The following is a 21882-nucleotide window of genomic DNA, read 5'->3' on the forward strand; positions in this document are numbered from 1 at the left end:
GACATGGCGAAGAATCGACAACGACAACGACAACAACGACCTGAGACGGTCTTGGGACTTTCGCACAGTTGCACGAGTAGAGCTGGTTTCAAACCCGCCCTTGTCCGGCGATCACGTTCGATGGTGATCGCTTGTCCTCAGGAAATCACCCCCGTTCCCGCACCCACTCCTTCAGCCCTTCCAACAAGGTGTCCCTCAGGTCATGGAGTTCTGGCAGTCTGGCCAGCGCCTCCGGATTCCGCCCCCGCGACCGCAGTTCCAGCAACTCATCGACCACCCCATGCACTTGCTGGTGCATGGCATCGATGCGCTGGAAGTCGGACTCCGCGCCATCGCCCGACACCGCCGCGGCCCGCATCCAGGCCGCGAAACGACATTGGCGCGCATCCAGCAGCGGGGGCGGCGGTACGCCATGCTCACGCTTGAGATGGTCTTCGATGGCAGCAATCCAGGCGCGGTGCTCGACGCTGGCATAGAGCAGGGGGCGATGCTCGCGGCGCGCGGCCGGCAGCTCGGCCCAACGGGCCGGGATCCGCCAGGCGGCCAGCCAGCCGGGCAGTTCATGGGCCGGCATGGGACGCGCGATGCCGAAGCCCTGAGCCAGGTCGCAGCCGAGTCTCAGCAGCATCTCGCCATGCTCCAGGGTTTCGACCCCCTCGGCGATGACCTGACGATGGAAGGCGTCAGCCAAACTCAGGACGCTCTCGACGATGGCCAGATCCTCCGGGTCATTGAGCATGTCGCACACGAAGCTCCGGTCGATCTTGAGTTGGGTGACCGCCAGGCGCTTCAGATAGGTCAGCGAGGAATAGCCGGTGCCAAAGTCATCCAGGGCAAAACTCACCCCCAGTTTGCGGCAGGCATCGATCACCTGGGAGGTGCGAACCAGATCCTCCAGTGCGCTGGTTTCGAGAACCTCCAGCGAGAGAGCGGATGGCGCGACCCCTGCTGGGTGCTCCGCCAGCAGGGCGCGCAAGCGTTCGACGAAATCCGCCTGCTGTAACTGACGGGCGCCGACATTGACGCTCACCGGAAGATCCAGGCCGAGCGCCCGCCAAGCGTCGATCTGCGCGAGGGCGGTCTTGATGACCCACTCGCCAAGCTCGACCGCCAGCGGGTGATCCTCGATCGCCGGCAGGAAGAGCGCCGGGGCCAGCAGACCGCATTGCGGGTGCCGCCAGCGGATCAGGGCCTCGGCGCCAATCACCGTCCCGGTGCGCAGATTGACCTTAGGTTGGTAATAGAGCACGAACTCACGCGCGGCCAGGGCGTGACGAATTTGCTCCAGGTGTTCGTGATGGCCACGGATGCGCTGGTCCAGTGCCGTGTCGAAGAGGTAAACGCGATTCTTGCCGGACTGCTTGGCCTGATACATGGCCTGATCGGCCTGACGCAGCAGGAGATCCCCATCGACCGCACCCGCCTGCGGATAGAAGGTGACGCCAACGCTGGCCGACACCCACGCGACGAGATCGCCGATCCGCATCGGCTCGGCCACGCTGGCGAGCAGACGGTCGAGCAGCGGCACGCTGGCGTCGAGGTCGCTGAGATCGATCAGCACGATGACGAATTCGTCGCCGCCCAGACGCGCGAGGGTATCGCCTTCGCGCAGCATCCCCTGCATCCGCGCCGCCGTGGCGATCAATACCTGGTCGCCCGCCGCGTGTCCGTGACGGTCGTTGATGACCTTAAAGCCGTCCAGATCGAGATAGGCCACCGCCATGTGCTGTCCCCGCCGCTGCGTCTGCGCCATCGCCTGATGCAGACGGTCGGCCAGCAGCGCGCGGTTGGGCAGCGCGGTCAGCGCATCGTACTGGGCCAGTTGTTCGAGCTGGCGTTCGTGCTCCTTGAGCACGGTGATGTCGGAGAACAGAGAGACAAAGTGCCGGATGTCGCCCTGGGGGTCGCGCACCGCGTTGATGGTTTGCCACGCGGCGAACAAGTCGCCGTTCTTGCGCCGGTTCCAGAGTTCGCCGCTCCAGTGGCCGTCCTTGCGCAGCGAGCGCCACAGCGCCTCGTAGAATTCCTTGCCCTGGCGACCGGAGGTCAAGATGCGCGGATTCTGGCCCAGCACTTCTTCGCGGCGATATCCGGTGATGCGGGTAAAGGCGTCATTCACGTCGATGATCGTCCCGTCGGCGGCGGTGATCAGGATGCCTTCGCTGGCGTGGGTGAAGACGCTGGCCGCCAGTTGCAGGCGGGATTCAGCCTGTTTGCGATCCGTAATATCGACGTTAAAGCCTTGAAAGTGAATAAATTGTCCGTTGCTGCGAAAAATCGGGACCGCATGGCACCAAAAATCGCGGTACTCACCCCCGGTGTTGCGGAGCCGAAAGTGGTTGTCGTGTTCGGCCTTGGCCGCGAAGGCGGCCTGCCAGACCGCGCCCGTGCTGGCCAGATCGTCGGGATGGACGAATTGCGCCCAGGTCTCTAACGTCAGTTCTTGATCCGTTCGGAGGCCGGTGAAATCGTAGTAAGCCTTGTTGAGGTAGCAGTACCGGGCGCCATCGAATGCCCAAATGTGAATACTGGCGTTGTCGAGCACATCGGCAAGCGCCTGACGGCTTTCTTCCAACGCCTGCTCGCGCCGCTGGAGCGTGTCGGTCAGCGTTTGGAGCCGGTTCAGTGCATCTTCCCGTGCCGCTTCCAGGATCTTGCGCTCGGTAATGTCCTGGCCAATTGCCAAAAGACCCACGGTGCGTCCGTCGTTGTCCTTGAGGGTTTTGTCGTACCACTCCACCAGAATCGTTCGGCCGTCTTTTGCGACGATCGGATTCACGCTTCCGCGGGTCTGGCAATCAGCGACGGCTTGCTGGAAAAGGGACTCGACGGCCGGTCGGTCGTCCGACTTCATAAACGTCTCAAACCAATTCAGCCCCTTGACTTCCTCCAAACCATAGCCGACCAGTTGCTCCATGTAGGGGTTGAAGTGGACGATGCGTCCCTGGGTGTCCAACACCAGAATGATGGCTTGGGCGGAGTCGATCAGGCTTTCGGTAAAGTTGCGTTGCTCTTTTAGCGCGTCTTGAGCCCGTCTCCGCTCGGTGATGTCCTCCGCGGCGCAGACCACGTATTCCACCGTGCCGTCCGCGCGCAGTTTGGGCGATTTCAGGATGGAGATGAGCCGTCGCTCCCCCGCGACATGCGGCACCCACTCCTCGCTGAGGACCGGTTTGCCCGTGGTGAAGACCGCGACGTTGCCCTGGCGGCAGACATCGACGACATCCTCGGGGAAGAAGTCGTACATATTCTTGAAGGCCATGTCCTCGACCTGCAGGCCGTTGAAGTCGGCGTGAGCCTTGTTCACCGCGCCGTAGGTGTGGTCGTCGCTCAGGTACCAGATCTGGGTCTGGATGGAGTTCAGCAGGATGCGATTCTCCTCGTCCGACCGGGCGATGGTCTCCTCCGCCTGTTTCCGCTCGGTCACATCGTTGGTGAAGCCGTGCCAGAGCACCGCGCCGTCGGCCTCGCGCTCGGGCAGCGCGTTGCCGAACAGCCAGCGCACCGTGCCATCGGCGAATTGCACCCGATACTCGGCCTGCCAGGGGGTCAGGGCTTGCGCCGAGGTCTGGATGGAGGCGACGACAGCAGCGACATCATCGGGGTGGATCAGGGCGAAGACCGGGGAGGCATCCTCGCGGACGTCCTCCGGGCTGACGCGATAGATGTCGCGGATCGCGTCGCTGACATAGGGAAAGCAGGAACGGCCATCGGGACACAAGCGATATTGGTAAATCATGCCGGGAATTCGGCTGGCAATCTTCTGGAGCCGATTCAACGCCTCTTCCCGTGCCGCTTCCAATGCCTTGCGCGCGGTCACGTCGCTCAGGATGACGCGGCCGCCGGGCGCCTTCCCAGGGTGCTTCGCCAGAGCCTGCTCGCGGGTGGCTTCCAGCCGCGCCCAGAAGATCGCGCCGTCCGGTTTCACCATCCGCAGCTCGCAGGCCAGCGGCTCGCCGACGGGCTCCGGCATGTCCCGCTGGGGTGTCGCCGCGATCTCGAAGAGCTGCTTGCGGTAAAAATAGTAGTGGTTCTGATCGTCCTTGAGGACGAACCGGGAGAGCGGCTGTTTGATCAGCACGCTTTTGGGCACGCCCAGCAGGAGCGCGGCGGTCAGGTTGGCCTCCAGGATCAGCCCCGTCTCGGAGAGCGTGCAATAGCCCACCGGCGCCAGATCGTAGAGGTCAAAATAGCGCGCCCGCGCGGCGTCGATCTCCGCCTGCGCCCGGCGCAGTTCCTCGTTCTGCATCGTCAGCTCGATCTGATGCACCCGCAATTCATGGAGCCGTTTGCAGAGGTCATCGGGCGTCAGGGTCGCGAGGTCTTCCGGCGACGGCACCGCACTAGCCCGGAGCATCGCCTCAGCCCGCTGGCGCAGTGCCCGCGCCGCGTCCGCCACGGGAGGATCGGGCGGGTTAACCTTGCGAGTCAAGACGACTCTCCTTCGCGTGATTGCTCTTGGAGCCTTGCGTCCGTTCGGTGGTCGCGATCGCGTACATCTGTCCCGCCTCGTTGATCAAGGCAGTGGCGGTCATCCAGACCTCCAGAAGCGCGCCTTCCTTGGTGAGCCGTTGGGTGCGAAACGGCTCCAGAATTTCCGCCTGGCTCAGTTGGCGGACCCTGGTCAGGGCGTCCGCGCGCAACCCCTCCGGGATACGGTCGCGGACGTTCATCCGCAGCGCCTCGGCCTCGCTCCAGCCAAACATCCGCTCCGCGCCAGGGTTCCAGGCCAGAATACGGCCCTCCAGATCCTGCACGGTGATGGCATCGTGCGCGTCGCGCACCACCACGGCCAGTCGCAGCAGATCCTCGGACCGCCGCAGCGCCTCGCGGGCCTGCATGATCTCGGTGAGATCGACAAAGGTGAGCACCGCGCCCTCGATCACGTTGTCGAGCGTGCGGTAGGGATGGATGCGCATCCGGTACCAGACGCCCGCCGTGGTCTGGACATCGAGTTCCTTCGGGATCAGGGTATCCAGCACCAATTGAGTATCCGCCACCAGACGATCGTAGCCCACTAGGTTGGAGAGGATGTGGCCCACCGGCCGACCGATATCGCTCAGGATCAGGTTGATGATCTGGGTCGCGTCGGGGGTGAAGCGCAGGATGCGCAGTTGATGGTCGACAAAGACGGTGCCGATGCCGGTGCCGGCCAGCAGATTGTTCATGTCGTTGTTGGTGCGCGACAGGTCGGCCACCTTGGTTTGCAGCTCGGCGTTGACCGTGGCCAGTTCTTCGTTGACCGATTGCAGCTCTTCCTTGGAGGTCTCCAATTCCTCGTTGGTGGACTGCAATTCCTCGTTGACCGACTGCATTTCCTCGTTCGAGGATTTTAGCTCCTCGTTGATGGTCTCCAGTTCCTCGTTGGAAGACTGGAGGTATTCCTCCTTGGACCGCAGTTCCTCCTTGAGCGCGGCAATGCGCGCGTCGGTGTCCGCGCCGGCGTCATCCATTCCGTCGTCGGCGGCGCACGCCGGTTCAAGCTCGCCGGGTTGCGCCGGCTCCAGGACGACCAGATACAGCGGCGTCTCGGACGTCGTGGCGGGATCTGGCGTCACCGGGCAGACCAACAGGTTGACGCGGGTGAAATCGCCGTTGGTTTTCACGCGCACACCCGCGCGGCGCACGTTTCCCCGGTTCACCGCCGCCTGGCGTAGGGCGGTGGTCAGGTCGGGCCGCAGACCTTCGCGCGCCATTTTGAGGAGATTGCTGACGCCGGTTTCGCCGGGGGGCGGTTCCAGATAGAGACCGGTGCGCCCGTGCAGATAGAAGATGTCGCCCCGTGCGTTGACCAGCGCGGCGGACAGGGCGACCGCTTGCAGCAGCGTCTGTTCGGTCAGTTCGCGCAGCGGCAGTTTCAGCGAGAAGGCCGCGGTTCCGGGCACCCGAGGAGGCACCGGCTTACTGGCAGTCAGGGGCGGCACGAACCGCTCCAGGGGCAGGCGCCGCGCATAGCCATCGTCCTTGCGGCGATAGAGCTTCAGCTTGCGATCCAGCACCTCAAACAGATCGGGATACTCGCCCACCGTCTCGGAGGTTCCCAGAAAGAGAAAACCGCCGGGATTCAAGGCGTAATGGAAGAGCGGAATCAGCCTTTTCTGCACCTCCCCGCCGAGATAGATGAGGAGGTTGCGACAACTGATGAGGTCGAGCTTGGAGAACGGCGGATCCTTGATCAGGCTGTGTTCGGAAAAGACTAGCAGGTCGCGAACGCCTTTGTGGACGCGATAGATGTCGCCGCCGGGCTCGGCGGTGAAAAAGCGCGCGAGGCGCTCCGCCGAGAGGTCGGTGGCGATGCTGGCCGGGTAGAGCCCGACGCGGGCGGTGGCGATCGCCTGGGCGTCGATGTCGGTGGCGAAGACCTGCACCTTGAAGCGCTGCCGCATCGCCTCCTGACGTTCGGCAAGCAGGATGGCGAGCGAATAGGCTTCCTCGCCGGTGGAGCAGCCCACCGAACAGACGCGGATCGCGACCTCCGCCGACTTGCCGGCAAAGAGTTTGGGGATCACCGTTTCTTCAAGCGCCTGGAAGGCGGCGGGGTCGCGGAAAAAATTGGTGACGCCGATCAGGAGATCGCGAAAGAGCGCGTCCGACTCGGCGGGCATCTGCCGCAGATACTGCACATAGTCATCGATGGTGGCGATCTGATGGACGGCCATGCGCCGCTCGATGCGGCGCTGGATGGTGCTGGGTTTGTACTGCGAAAAGTCGTGGCCGGTCTGGGCGCGCAGCAGGACGAAGATCTTGCGCAGATGATTGCCGCTCTGGGACGGCGGGACCGCGCCCGGCCGTGGCGGGCGGCCGAAGGCGTGGACCGCGTAGGCGATGAGTTGGGCGGGCATCTCGGCCGGCGGCAGCGCATAGTCCACCAGTCCGGTGGCGATGGCGCTGCGCGGCATCCCGTCGTACTCGGTGGAGTCGGGGGTCTGAGCCATGACCATGCCGCCCTCGCCCTTGATCGCCCGCACGCCCAGGGTGCCGTCGCTGCCGGTGCCCGAGAGCACGATCCCGATGGCGCGCGCGCGCTGGTCCTGGGCCAGCGAGCGGAAAAAGAAATCGATCGGCAGGCGCTGGCCGCGCGGGGCGGAAGGCTCCAGGAGTTGCAGCGCGCCGTTGAGAAAGGCCATGTCACGATTCGGCGGGATGATGTAGGCGCAGTTGGGCCGCACCACCATCCCATCCTCGACCTCGGACACCCGCATCCGGGTCGAACGCTGGATAAGATCGGTGAGGATGCTCTTGTGATCCGGGGCCAGATGCTGCACCAGCACGAAGGCCATGTCCGGATCGGTGTCGGCGGGCATGCCGGAGAAGAAGGCTTCAAAGGCCGCCAGCCCCCCGGCCGAGGCGCCGATGCCGACGATCGGGAAACCGTCCGGGGAGTGCTCGGGCGTCTCCGTCTCCGGGGCGGCGTCGGGCTTGGCGTCACGCGGTGTCGGCGTGGTCTGCGTTTTCTGCTTCATCGCCCATCCCCTGTGTTTGAAGCTGTATTTAGGTGGTTTCCTGAAAACAACCGACCCGCGGAGAGGCTGTTAATCCTGTCCATTTAAAGCATTGATTCCGGTAGAAACGTTCCCGGAAATCGCCTTACCCCTCGGCCAGACAAACGCGATTGCGTCCCTCGTGTTTGGCCCGATACAGGGCAGTATCGGCCGCCATGAGCATGGCGTCCACATCCTCGCCGGCGTTCCAGAGCTTGACCCCAGCGCTGAAGGTGATGGGCACCTGACCCGCTTTGGTGGGGACCGGACGCTCCGAGATGGCCGACAGCAAACGCTGATAGAGCGTCCTGACATCGAGTTCTTGAATGCGTGGCGTGATCACCACGAACTCCTCTCCGCCGAAACGGCCCAGGAAGTCATAGGGTCTGAGATTGCTTTCCAGGGTCCGGGCGAAGCGGCAGAGCACTTCATCGCCCACCGTATGACCGTAGGTATCGTTGACCAGCTTGAAATGGTCGATGTCGCAAATCCCGACGGCCAGACCCTCGGGGTGCCGCTGCTCTCGGGACAGTTGACGCGCGAGCGCGTCCAGGATGGCCCGGCGGTTCAACACGCCGGTCAGCGGATCGTGCGTGGCCTCGTGCGCCAGCGCGTCGCGCGCGGCGAGAAACTTGGACTGCATTTCGACCAGGCGGCGACCGACCTCAATGCGCGCGCCCAACTCGCCGGGATCGAACGGCTTGGCCAGGTAATCGTCGGCCCCGCCATCCAGCCCGGAGACGATGTCGGCCTTTGCCCCCTTGGCGGTCAGCATGATGAGATACGGCGGCTGATCGGTCGGCAACGAGCGCACACGACGCACGACCTCCAGCCCATCCAGCTCCGGCATCATCCAGTCGAGAATGGCCAGGGCCGGCGCGTCGGGATGCTTCAAGACCTCCCAGGCAGCGGCGCCGTTGACGGTCTCGATGACGTCATGACCGATCTTCCTCAGCATCTCCGCCAACACGACGCGGGATGTCACATCGTCTTCGGCGATCAGGATACGCATCGCCACCTCCTCCAACTCATTGACTCGATGCCCGCGTCGCCAACATCAATGGCGGCGACGTCCGGATGACTGCGGCTGAACAGGATCGCGATCACAACCACTCCCGGTCGGTCAGGAGCGGGAAATCCTGAACCATCGAGTGCCTCAATCCGTCGAACTCCGTTTCCAGTTCGACCAGACGGTCTCTGGCCGTGTTCAAATCTCCGGCCTTGGCCGCCTGCTCCATCGCGAAGGCCACCGCCCGCAAGCGTTGACCACCCACATTGGCCGACGCACCCTTGATGGTATGCGCCTGCCGCTCGGCGCTTGGGGCGTCTCCAACCTCCAGAGTGCCCCGTAGCGCCGCGATCTGTCGTGGTAGATCGGTCAGGAAACATTTGGCCACAGTGCGCGCCAGGTTCTCGTCGTCCATCAGTCGGGACAGTAAATCAGCCCGGTCGAAAACCGACACATCCACATCCAGTATTCGAACGGAAGACGTGACGGTTTGCTCGGCCACCTCCGACGCTTGACGGGTCTCGGACATGGATTCCCTCGGCAACCATTGTGCGAGCACCTGCGCCAAAACGGTTGGAGAAACCGGCTTGGACACATAATCGCTCATACCCGCGTTCAGACAATGTTCCTGGTCACCCCGCATCGCATTGGCGGTCATGGCGATAATCGGCAGCCGATGATTCCGGACGGCGGACGCCGGATCGCGAATGATCCGCGTGGCCTCCAGTCCGTCCATGACGGGCATCTGCACGTCCATCAGAACCAGATCGTAGGGAATGGTCGCGAGCGCCGTGACGGCTTCCGCGCCGTTTGCCACGGCGTCGGCGTGCAACCCCATTTTTTTCAGAATGCCCAAGGCGACCTGCTGGTTGGTAATGTTGTCCTCCGCGAGCAAGATGCGCGCCGTATGCCCGGCGAACAGGTTGAGGGTCTCGCGCGCCCGGTGGCGCATGGCGATTGGCCTCGGGCTCGCCTCCATGGCGACGTGATCGGCCAGTGCCAGTAAGAGAACCGCCTGCAACTCTTCGTGCCGAATCGGCTTGGTGGCATAGGCCGCGAATCCGATTTCCTGGAAACGCCGGGCGTCGCCACGCATTCCCAGCGAGGTCAGCATGACCATCCGGGTGTCGGCAAGGCGCGGGTCCGCCTTGATGGTTCGACCCAGGGTCTCGCCATCCATGTCGGGCATCTGCATGTCGATGACGGCCAAACGGAAAGGATCCTGCTCGTCCAGCGCCGTCGAGAGACGCTGGAGCGCCTCGGGGCCGTCCCGTGCCTCCGCCGGCCGCATGCCCCAGCAGGTCAAACGCGTGGTCAGGATTTCGCGATTGGTGGCGTTGTCGTCGACGATCAGGACATGCACGCCAAACAGATCCGCCGGTAAGGGCATCGGGGTATTCGCAGACTCGGGTTGCTTGGCAAGACGCGCCGTGAACCAGAACTCCGAGCCCTTGCCTTCCTCGCTGTTGACGCCGACCTCGCCGCCCATCAACGCGGCCAACTGTTTGGAGATCGCCAGGCCGAGACCGGTACCGCCGTATTGCCGCGTGGTGGAGGCGTCGACCTGACTAAACTTGTCGAACAGCAGTCCGAGTTTGTCCGGAGGGATGCCGATCCCCGTGTCGCGGACCGCAAAGCGGAGCAGGACACCGCTCGTCTGCTCCTCCAGAACCGACACCCGAACCGATACCTCTCCGGAGGGCGTGAACTTGATGGCGTTGCCGGCCAGATTGGTCAGGATCTGGCGCACACGGCCGGGGTCGCCACGCAGAAACGCCGGAACCTCGGGATCGGCGGCACACAGAAATTCAAGCCCCTTGTCCTGGGCGCGCACGGCCAGCGTCGCGGCAAAATCCTCCAGCGAACTCGACAGATCGAAGTCCAGTTCTTCCAGGTCAAGTTTTCCGGCCTCGATCTTGGAAAAGTCGAGGATGTCGTTGATCAGACGCAGCAGGGATTCGCCGCTGGCCCGCACGACCTCGGCAAAATGACGCTGCTCGTCGTTGAGATCCGTCTCCAGCAGCAGACCGGTCATGCCGATGACCCCGTTCATGGGCGTGCGGATTTCGTGGCTCATGTTGGCCAGAAATTCGCTCTTGGCGATATTGGCCAGCTCGGCCCTGGCCGCCTGCTCCTGGGCGAACGCGGTCTGTTGCGCCAGATGTTCGTTCAGCCGCTCCGCCTCTTCCTTGGCCCGACGCAGGGCGTCGTCGGCCAGTTTGCGCTCGGTGATGTCGGTATGCGACCCGGCCATCCGGAAGGGATTGCCGGCCTCGTCGCGAATCGCCGCCCCGCGGGCATGGATCCAGCGATCGCTGCCATCCTTGTGCCGCAGCCGAAACTGGATGTCGTAGTGTTGGAGCGAGGCGTGCAGATAGTGCTCGACATAGGCCATCACCGTCGGTTTGTCGTCGGGATGCAGAAGCCCTTCAAAGGTCGCGAAGACATTGGCCAGTTCCTCGTCCCGGTAGCCGAGCTGGGCCTTCCACTGGGGCGAGAGGAAGAGACTGTTGTCGCGTAGATTCCAATCCCAGATGCCGTCGTTGGAGCCCTTGACCGCCAGTTCATACTGTTCGCGGCTCGCCCGCAGGTCTGCCTGCTGGCCGAGAATCGCGCGATCGGCGCGGCGTAACAGCACCAGGATCATGCCCAGAATCACCGCGAGCAACACCCCGCTCCCCGCGCCGCCCAGCGTCAGCAGGCGCGCAAAGGCGTCCTGTTCGGCACGGATATTGCGGATGATCAGGAGGTCGCCAACCTCGCTGCCCGCGGCGTCGGTTAGGGGCGCCACGGACACCCGCCAGGGGTTCCCGTCGAAGACGATCTCGTGGTTCGATTCGCCGTGGGCATGATTGCCCTCTGGGGCATGGTTGGCAAAGGGCGCGAAGGCATCGGGCAGACGGCCCTGAGAGGCGTGGATCAAGACGCTGTCGGGCAAACGATCCCAGTCGGCCTCGCGTCCGAGCAGGCGCATCCCTTCTTCCCAGGTCCGACGGTCGAGAAATTCCTTGCGAATCGACACGGCCAGTTGGCTGCCGGAACGCAGATGGAGCGATTGGAGCACCTCCTCGATCTCCTTGCCCAACTCGACATAACCGACGAGCGTGCCCGCGTCGAAGACCGGCTGAACCACCCGCAAGGTAAAGGTGCCAAGTGGCCCAAGCTCCAGACCCGAGGCGGTATGGCCGGTACGCTCGGCCTCCAGCGCGCTGAAGCGACCGATGCGGTCGCCGAATTTCTCCGGCTTGTGAACGCGCAGCAAACAGACGCGGTGACGGTCGAAAAAATAGAAATGCGTGAGATGGTAATCCCGGTGCAGCGTCTGATAGAGAGGACTCCAGTCAGCGAGGAGTTGCTCGATATCGCGCTCGCCCGCGTGCTGACCCAAGGCCGCGCGCACCCTGGCATCCGCCGCAATGGGCTGGATGGCCGCGGCCAGACCGGCGGCCTGCTGCTTCAAAGCGGCCCGCAGGTCGCCAGACACCTGGGCGAGCGTATTGGCGGTGGTCACGTTTAGCTGCTGCCGATGCTGCTGCCACAGCAGCGCGACCGCGCCTGCCATCAAGAGCAGCACCATCGCCGTCAGTGGCGGCAACAGACGCCGCAGCACCGGTTTGGGCCGTGAATCGATCCTGCGCCTGGAGACCAGCGCGGTCGTCAGGCCGATCAGTAACACCAGCATCAGCCCCACCGGAATGGCCGCGCGCGCGGCCAGATTCCAGCGCCAGTCACGCGCGTCGATATCCATCCCCAGGACGGCAAGCATCTCGCCGGTGCCTTTATAGGCGCCGGCGCAAAGGATCAGATCGTCCACCCGTTCGACATAGGTGGTCTTGGGCTGAAGTTTGCGGGTGGTGGGATTGACGTACTGATAATCGACCCAGCCGCTGCCCTCGGAGAGGGCGATCCGCTGAATCTCCCGCCGGAAGAACGTCCCCCCGGACCAATCCTTCTGATCGATCAGGTTGCGGCCAACCAGTTCCGGTTTGACCGGATGCGCCAGCATGGTCATCTCGGAATCGTAGACAAACGCATAGAGACTGTCCTGTCGAAAGGCGCCTAGCGGGTCGTTCACTTCCCGCATGAAACGCTCGCGGCCCTGTTCGCGGTAGAAGTCCGCGGCTTTGCGCACCATGGCCTGGGCATCGGCCGGCGTGACGGAATCGGAAAGTCCCGTCGCGGTATCCTGGATTGGCACCAAGGCTGAGATCCAGGTGCCCCAACCGTCGGCAATCGGGCCTTCCACCAACTCGGTCTTGTCATCGAAGACCGCGAGCAAGCCGGTCGATGCATCCTCGTACACTTGCCCTGGCGGAGAATAACCCTCCGCGCCGGCCGTTTCGCTGTTCACGAAGAAAAACACCGCACCATCGGGCTTGCGGCCCATGAGATAGGCAAACCGGAATTGCGGATTGGCCGAGCGGACGGCGATCATCTGTTCCTTGAGCCGCAGGTAATCGGGATTATCCAGATCCGCCGCCGTGCCGGTGAGCGCCTGGACGCCCTCGACATTCACCGTCCGCGCCACCAGGCGGATTTGCTTGAGCAGTTCCTCACGCAGCTCGTGATCGGCGCGCAGCACGGTCCACCAGGAGAAGATCGCCCCAATAATCACGATCGTCACGACCGCGCCGGCCATCCAGGAAACCCCTGCCTGACTTTGACCCCTCGCGTACACTTTACTCATCGGCACTCATCTGACCATGACAACTCGTGGATGGATCCTTCGGCGATCGCGTCTTCGCGGCGCGGTCCCTGGCCGCTCCCGCGAACTGCCGACAGCAGTCGGCGGGAAAATGCTTTATTCTGTTTGCTTTATCCTCAAACCGTGCGGAAGAGATGTCAAATGGCCAAACCTAACTACGCGTTTGCAAAGCGTCAGCGAGACCTCGCCAAAAAGCAGAAGAAGGAAGAGAAGCAACAGCGGAAGACCGTCGTCAGCGAGGAGCAGCCTCCAGAGACGCAACTGCTCGACCACGACGACAGAACCGATCGCTCCGAAACCGCGTCGCCATCGCCGGCGTCGGACGAGGCGTGAGTCGATGGACCAACGACGCCTGCCAGTCTTGGACGAGCGGTTAAAACAGATCGTCCATGACCCGCGGCGCCGAGCGTTTGACGGTCGTGGCCGGTTTTCGTTTGGCAGGGCTGGCCGATGGTCCAGCGACCTTGATCGGCTCGGGACCGAGTAGCATCAGGCGGTTTTCCTCCTTCACCATCTCCAGGATCCCGCTCTTGGATTTGGTTTCGGTCCCCCGATTCGGGTCGACGCGAACCTGCACCAGACCGGGCGGCGGCTCAAGCGTGGCGATCGGCTGATCCTTGAGTGCCGTGCGCATGAAATCGACCCACATTCCCAGCGCGGCCTTGCCGCCCTCCTCCCCCCGACCAAGCTTGCCGAAGTCGTCGAAGCCCATCCAGGCGATGGTCACGAAGTTGGCCTGATAGCCCGCGAACCAGGAATCGCGGATATCGTTGGTCGTGCCGGTCTTGCCGACAATATCCTCGCGATTCAGCTTTTTGGCGCGCGTCCCCGTGCCACGTTCCACCACTTCGCGCAGCAGCGAGGTCATCTGATAGGCGATGCGCGGATCGATCACCTGCTCGGCGGGATTGGCCGGTTGGAGTCCCTGGGTGCTGGCCGTCGCCGCGCCGGTTCGGTACCAGCAATCGGCGCAGGCTTGCGACGGATTGGCCTCGAAGACGATCCGCCCGTTGCCATCCTCGACGCGCGCGATGAAATAGGGGATGACGTGATAACCGCCGTTCGCAAAGACCGCATAGCCCTCGGCGAGTTTCACCGGCGAGAGTGCGCCGGTGCCGAGCGCCATCGAGAGTCCCAGAGGCAGGGCTTCAAGTTCAAAGCCAAAGCGGCGGAGGTAATTCTGGGTCTCCTCGACGCCGATACTCTGCAACAGATTGATACTGGCCAGGTTGCGCGAAAGCGCCAGAGCCTTGCGCATGCGGATCGGACCCAATTCCTTGTGGTCGGAATTCTTGGGATTCCAGCGCTCGTTGCCGGGCATCTTGACCGCCTGGTCCTTGAGCAGACTGGCCGGTGTCCAGCCCTTGTCGAGCGCGGCGGCATAGATGAACGGCTTGAAACTGGAGCCGGGTTGACGGCGCATGTCCACGGCGCGGTTGAATTTTGTCTCGTTGAAGGTGTAGCCGCCGACCAACGCGCGCACGGCCCCATCGCGCGGGGCAATTGACACCAGGGCACCGCCGACGAGCGGGATCTGACCCAACTCCCAGCCGCCTTTTTTCGCCGGACGGAGACGAATGAGGTCGCCCGCGAGCACGGCATCGGAGGATTTACGCCGCGGACCGTTCCAACGGACAAGATTGCGCTGGGTTCGCGCCCAGGAGAGACGGCCCGCATCCAGCGTGACGCGCTGACCCTGGCCAAGATAAATCTCCGCCCCGGCCGAGGTAACCTTCGTCACCAGCCCTGGCTCCAGCTCCGGGATCCGGACCGCTGTCGCCAGAGACTCGTCCATTCGCTCCTCCGACATCCCGGCCAGATTCACGACCGCCTCGGGACCGCGATAGCCGTGCCGGCGGTCATATTGACTCAGCGACAGCCGCAGGGAATCCTGAGCCGCCGTCTGAAGCCAGGATTCGACGGTGGTCGTCACCCGATACCCCTGGCTGACCGCGTCCTCGCCGTAAAACCGCAGCATTTCCGAGCGCACCATTTCGCCAATAAAACCGGCGTCCAGCTCCGGTTGACGGCGGTGTAAGCGCGCGGTATCTGGCTCGTTCACCGCGATCTCATAGCGGTTCGTGTCGATGTAGCCGAGTTCGTGCATCCGGCCCAGGATGTAATTACGCCGTTCCAGCGCGCGGGCCGGATTCGTCACCGGATTATTCTTGGAGGGCGCCTTGGGGATGCCCGCCAGCATCGCCGCCTCGGCCTCGGTGAGTTCGTCGAGGGCCTTGTCGTAATACAGCGAGGCGGCGGCGGAGATCCCGTAGGTGCGATGTCCGAAGAAAATCTGGTTCAGATAGAGTTCCAGGATTTGGTCCTTGGTCAGGGTCTGCTCGACATGCAGCGTCAGCAGTACCTCCATGAGCTTGCGCTGAAACGTCTTTTCCGGCGACAGGAAAAAACTTCGGGTGACCTGCATGGAGATGGTACTGCCGCCCTGGGCCTTTTCGCCGGTCGCGACATAACTGAGCAAGGCCCGCCCCATGCCGACGGTATCGACGCCGCCATGCTCGAAGAAGCGGCTGTCCTCGGTGGCGAGAAAGGCATTGATGACCAGCGGTGGAATCCTGTCGATGGCGACCGGGCGGCGACGCTCGATGCCAAATTCCGAGATCAGCGCACCATCGGCGCTGAAGACCCGCAGCGGCTCCTGAAACTGGACCGTGCGCAGACTCTCGACATCCGGCAAGTCGGGAAGGGTCACGCTGATGAAGGCGGCCAGACCCAGCAAGCCCAGGGCCAGCAGTTGCAGGGGCATGCCCAGGAGCCCCAGAAAATGGCCCAGCCAGCCAAAAAAGGAACGCGGCGCACGTCCGACCGGCAGCGACACACGGGGTTTTCGCCGGGATCCCGCACTCGCCTGCCGGGACGCATCCGGTTCGGCTGAGGTGTCGGGCGGGTTTTGCGGGAGAGACTTCGACGTCACGCGGTTGGGTTGTGGTTCCAAATTTCACTCCGCCCGCGTCGGACCAGCCGATGAAAATGGGGCTCTTGAGAGGATGGATATCGCCATGGTATGTCGCTGGGATTGTACATCAAGGTCGATGTCACCCGAATTCCAAACGCACGCGCCGTTTCCCGGACATCGTCTACAGCCGTTTCAGATACTCAAGTCCACCGAGTTGCCGCATCTGACGTCCAATCCAGACGGCGCGTCGTCTGACGCTTGCGGATGGCGCGTCCAGGCGATAGAGGATCGGATTTGGCAGCACGGCCGCAAGCAAGGCCGCCTCCTGGAAACCGAGATCCGAGACATGGCGGCCCAGATAACGCCCGCTGGCGGCGCCAACGCCATAAGTATCGGGGCTAAATTGGGCGATGTTGAGATAGACCTCCAGGATCCGCTGCTTCGACCAGAAGGTTTCAAGCAGGATGGTGAACCAGACCTCCAACCCCTTGCGCAGATAGTCGCGGCCGGACCAGAGAAAGAGATTTTTGGCCGTTTGCTGGGTGATGGTGCTGGCGCCGCGCAACCGCCCCCCATCCTGGAACGTCGCCAACGCCCGGCGAATTTCCACCAGATCGAAGCCATGATGGGTGGGAAAGCGCTGATCCTCGGCGGCAATCACGGCCAGCGCCACGGGGGGCGGGATCAGCTCCCAATCGACCCAGCGATGGAAGACGGCTGGCGCGTTGCCCGACGGAACGCGACTGGCGATCCAGTGTGTCACCATGACCGCGGAGGTTGGCGGATTCACCCAACGCAACAGAAAGACCGCCGCCATCGACAGCAAGATGAAACCCGCGACAAGAGCCATCCCCCCTTTCGCAACGGTGCGCAGTCTGCGCTTCCATGGCACCTCAGACCGCATGGCGGATCGCCCAAGCAAGATCGGCGGCCTGGCGGTTGCCGGCGACATCATGGACACGAAAAATCCGGGCACCGGCCATGACGCCGATGGCGGTCGTGGCGCAGGTCGCCGGCATCAGCGCGGCGGGCTCGCTCCCACCGCAGAGGTCCGCCATGAAACGTTTCCGACTGGTACCGAGCAGAACCGGAAAGCCCAGACGAACCAATTCGCCCAGCCGCGCCAGCAGGGCCAGATTGTGCTCCGCCCGTTTACCGAAACCAATCCCCGGATCGAGCAGGATCCGGTGCTCGCGAATTCCCGCGTGTCGCGCGGCGTCCGCGCGTCGCGCGAGAGCGTCGCAAACCTCACGCACGACATCCACGTAGCAAGGATTGACCTGCATGTCCTGCGGTCGTCCCTGACGATGCATCAGCACGATGGGGACGTCGCGCTCCGCCGCCAATGGCAGCATCCGGGGGTCATCGACGCCCGCCGAGGTATCGTTGATCCAGCTTGCGCCCGCATCGATTGCCGCGCTGGCGACCTGCGCCGAGGTCGTATCGATACTGATGGGAACTGCGGGCGCGATCTGCTCGCGCAACTGACGGATGACGGCGATCACCCGCCGTTCCTGCTCCGCGGCGGGGATTGGCCGCGCACCGGGGCGGGTCGATTCGCCGCCCACATCGATCAGGTCCGCGCCTTGTTCGAGCATGGAAATGCCCTGAGCAACCGCAGCATCGAGATCCGAATAACGCCCGCCGTCCGAGAAGCTGTCCGGGGTGACGTTCAGAATGCCCATGATCCGCGGTGGAGACTCCGCCGTGAAATGAGGGGCCGAGGGTGAAAAAGTGTTCATGGATCGCCTTCCATTTGATAGTCTTTGACGCCCCATCAAGGGAGCGCGCATGATCCTGGTGCATCGCCGCTCAAGTTCTGAGACCGGGGCCTCCTCGTTGTCGTTGTCGTTGTCGTAATCGCGGTCTCGACATGGCGAATATTCGATTACGACAACGACAACGACAACGACCTGAGACGGTCTTGGGACTTTCGCACAGTTGCAAGCCACACGGCGAAGCATGCCACGCGGGCAGGATTTCCGTGTATCGCCGCGGACTGAACCGGGATCGGAGCGACACCGAGTCCTGCCGACAGCCACCGAGATCATTCTGTCATGTGTAAAACAAAGCCGTACCGATCCGCCGTGCTGGCCATCGCTGTCTTGATTGCCGGTTGCGCCACCGCGGGCGGCCGAATTGGGCCATTGCCCACGGTGAACCGACCCGCGGAGGCCGGCACGTTGAGCTTGTTTCGGGACGGCTCGCTGGTGGGATGGTTTGCGCCCATGCGGGTGAGGATCGATCAAAACGATCTCTATCGGCTCGGTCGCAACCAGCGCTTCAGCCTGAACCTTGACCCAGGCGATTATCTCCTTGAATATTCGATCGGCTTTAACACTTGCAGCCGATCGATCCACCTGAAACCCAGACAGACCTTGCGCCTGAGGTTAGTCGCGAATTGCATGATCTATGAGGAATGAACCATGCGCTTCGAGCGGATCGTTCGATTCATCCAGCCCTCGGCGATCCGCTGCCCGCGGATATATCTTCATACGCAACGGGACGTTTTCCACCACCACTACGGGAGCGACAATCGATGATCGCGAAAATGGAAGCGGACGAACGCCGGTTTGCCGCGCGCGTGTCCTGGGAATGTCAGGCACGCCTCTTGCCGTTGGCCCTGGAACCGCAGACCCCCACGCTGGGCATACATCATGCGATCGGGCATGACATCAGCGAGGGAGGCGTCCAAGTGCGCAGCAGTCGCCTGTTTGCGCTCAAATCGAACCTGCTGGTGGAAATGCAAGCCCCCGACCATCCCGAGGGGATTCAGGTCGTTGGCTCGGTGGCCTGGATTTCGCCGACCTGTTCGGAAAATCTCTGGTGTCTCGGCATCGAGTTCTCGGATGTCGGAGACAACGCGCTGAACAGCATCCGCGCCCTGATGCGCCTGCCGACGACTCGACTGAGCAAAATTGAACCAGACACTCGTTGAGCGAGCCGACTTCGACAGTTAGGCCGTCGCCTCACAGGTTATCCACAATTCCAACCACAGGGGATGTGGATATCAACCGCCGATTTCCAGGATTTGCGCCACATCGCAGAGGCTCTCCGCATTCGGAACCCATGCGAGAGGCGCAAGGATTATGTCGGTTCCTGTTTGCACAAGTGCGCATAGATGTCGAGATACTGTTGGGCCGGCAGGCTCCAGGAAAAATCGGCGCGCATTCCGTTGACGCGCAATTGCCGAAAATATTCCGGAAAACGCCACCAGAGACCGAGCGCGCGGCTCATGGCGCCTTCCAGTCCCGCCTCGGTTAGATCGTCGAACAAATAACCGTTGCGAATCTCGAAGGGTTTATCCGAATAGTTGGCATCGAAAACCGTGTCCGCCAGCCCGCCGACGCGTCGCACGATGGGCACCACGCCATACTTCATCGCGATCATCTGCGCCAGGCCGCAGGGTTCGTAGAGGCTTGGAATCAGGATCAGATCCGCGCCGGCATAGATGAGGTGGGCCAGCGTCTCGTCGTATCCCAACTCCAGATGACAATCCGGGTTTGGATCCGTCTCCTCCTTCAGACGCGCAAACCGCGCGGCAATGACGGGATCGAGCGCCGCGCCCAACAGAACCACCTGACTATCATGCGCCAGGGCATACCGAATGCCATGCAGCATCAGCTCGACGCCCTTCTGAAAGTCCAGTCGGCTGACAATCGCAAGGATGGGTTTTTCCACTTCCCGCAGCCCCAGGCGGGTGCGCAACGCCTGACGGTTGGCCGCCTTGCGCGGGAGACTGTTCACCCCATAATTGACCGGGATGAGCGGATCGACCGCGGGGTTCCAGACCAGACTGTCGATCCCATTCAGCACGCCCCCGAACTTGTGCGCGTGCGTCTTCAGCAGAGGCTGCAATCCCATCCCCTGATCGGTATCCTGAATCTCCCAGGCGTAACGCGGCGAAACCGTGTTGACGAAATTCGCATACACGATGCCGCCCTTCAACAGATTCGCGACCCGACCGTCGCGCGGATCGAGCAGACGGTCGGCGACCAGCAAACGCCGCGGATCGAGACCGGCCTGACGCAGGATGGATTCGTCGACCTGGCCCTGATACCCGAGATTGTGCAGGGTATAACAGACGCGGGTGCGGGTGAGCCCAAGCGCTTCATAGACTTCATAGAGCAGGACCGGAATCAACCCGGTATGCCAATCGTTGCAGTGCAGAATGTCCGGCCGCCGTCCGGATTGCAGCAGGAACTCCAGGACCGCGCGCGAGAAAAAGGCGAAGCGCTCCGGGTCGTCCGGCTCGCCATAGATCCGGCCCCGCTGGAAAAAACCGTGCGGTGATCGAGGATCGATGAACAGGCAGTTGACGCCATCCATTGCGCCGCCAAGCACCCGGCAGGAGAGCCACTGATCATGAAATGGCACCCGCAGATTCGGGTCGATTTCGCGCAGGCCGGCGACGGACTCAAGCCGTGACAGAGCGTAATACGGCAGAAAAACGTCCACCGCGTTTCCTCGAACGGCCAGTTCGCGGGATAAGCCTTGAACAAAGTCGCCAAGACCACCTGCTTTTGCGATGGGCGCACACTCGGCGCTCACCATAGCGATATACATGCGCCCGTTTCCCCTACGTTTAAGTATGTGATCGATTGTTGCGTGGGGCATCCAGTTCCGGCGGCGGATGGAGCATCAATGCCTGTTTCAACAGGGTCGGCTCATCGACCTTGACCACGAATTGAAAACGCCCGCCTGGACCGACATGATAGCGTCGACCGAACAGATCGATCTCCGTGTTGGGCGCGGCCCAACCGTGGATGTGAAGTTCGGCCTCGATCAGTAGCTCGGCACACTGAGGCGACGATCGACCATAGATCAGAGTCGGGATCCGGGATGTGCCAGCGATCGCAGGTTCGCTGGATTCCTGGGCGAGGGTGGCGCTGGCAGCGGTCGCTGCCTTGTCATTCAGGAGATCCCGTGCGAGGCGGGTCGCGAAGACCCGGTTGTGCGTAACGGTCGGTTGTCCTGGTCCGGCCGCCTCTTCAACGCCGTCGGGATTGGATTCGCTCCACGCCACGCCGCGTATGGCAACCGAAAAATTTTCCTCGCGCGGCATCCGGGCGCAAGCCTCCGACGGCCATCCGGAATTCCGTCCAGCACCCGGAACCGGCGCTGGAAACTCCGGCGTGAGTTCGCCCGGCGGAAGATCCAGGGTTGGATCCAAGATAGGCTGGACGTCTGCCCGCTCCCTGACCGCCGGAAATTTGAGCCCAATACCGGCGGCATGCTCAAGTCGATTCGAGCGCGCCAGGAGAAGCCAGCCACCGGCCGCATTCGCCAGTCCAAGTTCCGCCTCAAAGCGAGCGGCGTCCGGTCCGACCCGGAATCCGGTCTCGCCCTCTCCCCGGTTGCCGGCGAGCCAGGGGCGACGCTCTTCGACATCCTCGGACGTGCCGTCATCGCGTAGCCGCCGCAGACGCAAAACCGGCAATGGCTGACCGCCATTGACTGGAAAATCATGACTGGCGCGAACGTAATCATTGTTTTGCAGATGCCAGCGCACCCGCACCTCATTGGCCGCGCCCTCAAAAAGCACGAGCTGGGTCGCCTTGATCTCCAGCGGAAAAATGGGGGTAAGCGGCGCTGGCGGCGGCGCTAGATCGGGCGCAATCAGGGCCGGACGGATTGCAAAACGGACCGCCAAGGAATCCCGCCCGTCCTTGGAAAGCTCGCTGATCGAGACATCCGAGGCAGCAGGAAGACGATCCGCATGAATGGTGATGGTCATGTCTCCCGGTTAAGAAACTGTGGCGCCCCAAACCAG

At 62.9% G+C, this 21882-nt stretch carries 12 protein-coding genes; 3 read left to right on the plus strand and 9 right to left on the minus strand.

Features of this window, described 5'->3' with window-relative positions:
- Nucleotides 1-145 precede the first annotated feature (145 nt).
- From CCR95_RS09840 to CCR95_RS09855, 4 genes are all read right to left on the minus strand, one after another.
- Nucleotides 146-4432 carry a PAS domain S-box protein gene (locus tag CCR95_RS09840; protein ID WP_201093938.1) on the minus strand — a complete coding sequence of 1429 codons (4287 nt, stop codon included), beginning with the start codon at nucleotides 4430-4432 and terminating at the stop codon, nucleotides 146-148.
- Entirely contained in the window at nucleotides 4416-7463 is a 3048-nt protein-coding gene (locus CCR95_RS09845) for a chemotaxis protein CheB (protein ID WP_201093939.1), read from the minus strand. The genes CCR95_RS09840 and CCR95_RS09845 overlap by 17 nt, the downstream gene beginning before the upstream one ends.
- A gap of 124 nt (nucleotides 7464-7587) precedes the next feature.
- Nucleotides 7588-8493, minus strand: a complete 906-nt coding sequence (locus tag CCR95_RS09850; protein ID WP_201093941.1) for a GGDEF domain-containing protein — start codon at nucleotides 8491-8493, stop codon at nucleotides 7588-7590.
- Between the two features lie 91 nt (nucleotides 8494-8584).
- Entirely contained in the window at nucleotides 8585-13177 is a 4593-nt protein-coding gene (locus tag CCR95_RS09855; RefSeq protein ID WP_201093942.1) for a response regulator, read from the minus strand.
- A 159-nt stretch (nucleotides 13178-13336) separates the two neighbouring features.
- On the opposite strand from CCR95_RS09855, the gene CCR95_RS09860 reads away from it, so the two are divergent.
- On the plus strand, nucleotides 13337-13528 hold the full coding sequence (locus CCR95_RS09860) for a hypothetical protein (protein WP_201093943.1): 192 nt from the start codon (nucleotides 13337-13339) through the stop codon (nucleotides 13526-13528).
- 40 nt (nucleotides 13529-13568) lie between these two features.
- Here CCR95_RS09860 and CCR95_RS09865 read toward each other — a convergent pair whose 3' ends face one another.
- The 3 genes from CCR95_RS09865 to folP all read right to left on the minus strand — a co-directional run bounded on the left by CCR95_RS09865 (nucleotide 13569) and on the right by folP (nucleotide 17851).
- Nucleotides 13569-16031, minus strand: coding sequence for a PBP1A family penicillin-binding protein (locus CCR95_RS09865; protein WP_338115376.1), 2463 nt, complete (start codon nucleotides 16029-16031; stop codon nucleotides 13569-13571).
- A gap of 259 nt (nucleotides 16032-16290) precedes the next feature.
- The gene (mtgA, locus tag CCR95_RS09870) at nucleotides 16291-16959 is read right to left on the minus strand and encodes a monofunctional biosynthetic peptidoglycan transglycosylase (RefSeq protein WP_242523161.1); all 669 of its coding nucleotides are present in this window, start codon (nucleotides 16957-16959) and stop codon (nucleotides 16291-16293) included.
- 43 nt (nucleotides 16960-17002) lie between these two features.
- Nucleotides 17003-17851 carry a dihydropteroate synthase gene (folP, locus tag CCR95_RS09875; protein ID WP_201093946.1) on the minus strand — a complete coding sequence of 283 codons (849 nt, stop codon included), beginning with the start codon at nucleotides 17849-17851 and terminating at the stop codon, nucleotides 17003-17005.
- Nucleotides 17852-18166: 315 nt separating this feature from the next.
- On the opposite strand from folP, the gene CCR95_RS09880 reads away from it, so the two are divergent.
- Both CCR95_RS09880 and CCR95_RS09885 read left to right on the plus strand, forming a co-directional pair.
- Nucleotides 18167-18532, plus strand: a complete 366-nt coding sequence (locus tag CCR95_RS09880) for a hypothetical protein (RefSeq protein ID WP_201093948.1) — start codon at nucleotides 18167-18169, stop codon at nucleotides 18530-18532.
- A 116-nt stretch (nucleotides 18533-18648) separates the two neighbouring features.
- Nucleotides 18649-19047: a PilZ domain-containing protein gene (locus CCR95_RS09885; protein ID WP_201093950.1), complete on the plus strand. Its 399-nt coding sequence runs from the start codon at nucleotides 18649-18651 to the stop codon at nucleotides 19045-19047.
- Nucleotides 19048-19196: 149 nt separating this feature from the next.
- Here CCR95_RS09885 and CCR95_RS09890 read toward each other — a convergent pair whose 3' ends face one another.
- Nucleotides 19197-20675 carry a glycogen synthase gene (locus CCR95_RS09890; RefSeq protein WP_201093952.1) on the minus strand — a complete coding sequence of 493 codons (1479 nt, stop codon included), beginning with the start codon at nucleotides 20673-20675 and terminating at the stop codon, nucleotides 19197-19199.
- Nucleotides 20676-20694: 19 nt separating this feature from the next.
- Entirely contained in the window at nucleotides 20695-21846 is a 1152-nt protein-coding gene (locus CCR95_RS09895) for a hypothetical protein (protein ID WP_201093954.1), read from the minus strand.
- Nucleotides 21847-21882 lie beyond the last annotated feature (36 nt).

Origin of the sequence: Thiocystis minor, assembly GCF_016653465.1 — a bacterium.
GTDB lineage: Bacteria > Pseudomonadota > Gammaproteobacteria > Chromatiales > Chromatiaceae > Chromatium > Chromatium minus.

Excerpts from the sequence above, each read along its gene's own strand:
- CCR95_RS09845 (WP_201093939.1), bottom strand. The coding sequence starts at position 7,463 with ATGAAGCAGAAAACGCAGACCACGCCGACACCGCGTGACGCCAAGCCC.
- CCR95_RS09850 (WP_201093941.1), bottom strand. The coding sequence starts at position 8,493 with ATGCGTATCCTGATCGCCGAAGACGATGTGACATCCCGCGTCGTGTTG.
- CCR95_RS09855 (WP_201093942.1), bottom strand. The coding sequence starts at position 13,177 with ATGAGTAAAGTGTACGCGAGGGGTCAAAGTCAGGCAGGGGTTTCCTGG.
- CCR95_RS09860 (WP_201093943.1), top strand. The coding sequence starts at position 13,337 with ATGGCCAAACCTAACTACGCGTTTGCAAAGCGTCAGCGAGACCTCGCC.
- mtgA (WP_242523161.1), bottom strand. The coding sequence starts at position 16,959 with ATGGCTCTTGTCGCGGGTTTCATCTTGCTGTCGATGGCGGCGGTCTTT.
- folP (WP_201093946.1), bottom strand. The coding sequence starts at position 17,851 with ATGAACACTTTTTCACCCTCGGCCCCTCATTTCACGGCGGAGTCTCCA.
- CCR95_RS09880 (WP_201093948.1), top strand. The coding sequence starts at position 18,167 with ATGTGTAAAACAAAGCCGTACCGATCCGCCGTGCTGGCCATCGCTGTC.
- CCR95_RS09885 (WP_201093950.1), top strand. The coding sequence starts at position 18,649 with ATGATCGCGAAAATGGAAGCGGACGAACGCCGGTTTGCCGCGCGCGTG.
- CCR95_RS09890 (WP_201093952.1), bottom strand. The coding sequence starts at position 20,675 with ATGTATATCGCTATGGTGAGCGCCGAGTGTGCGCCCATCGCAAAAGCA.
- CCR95_RS09895 (WP_201093954.1), bottom strand. The coding sequence starts at position 21,846 with ATGACCATCACCATTCATGCGGATCGTCTTCCTGCTGCCTCGGATGTC.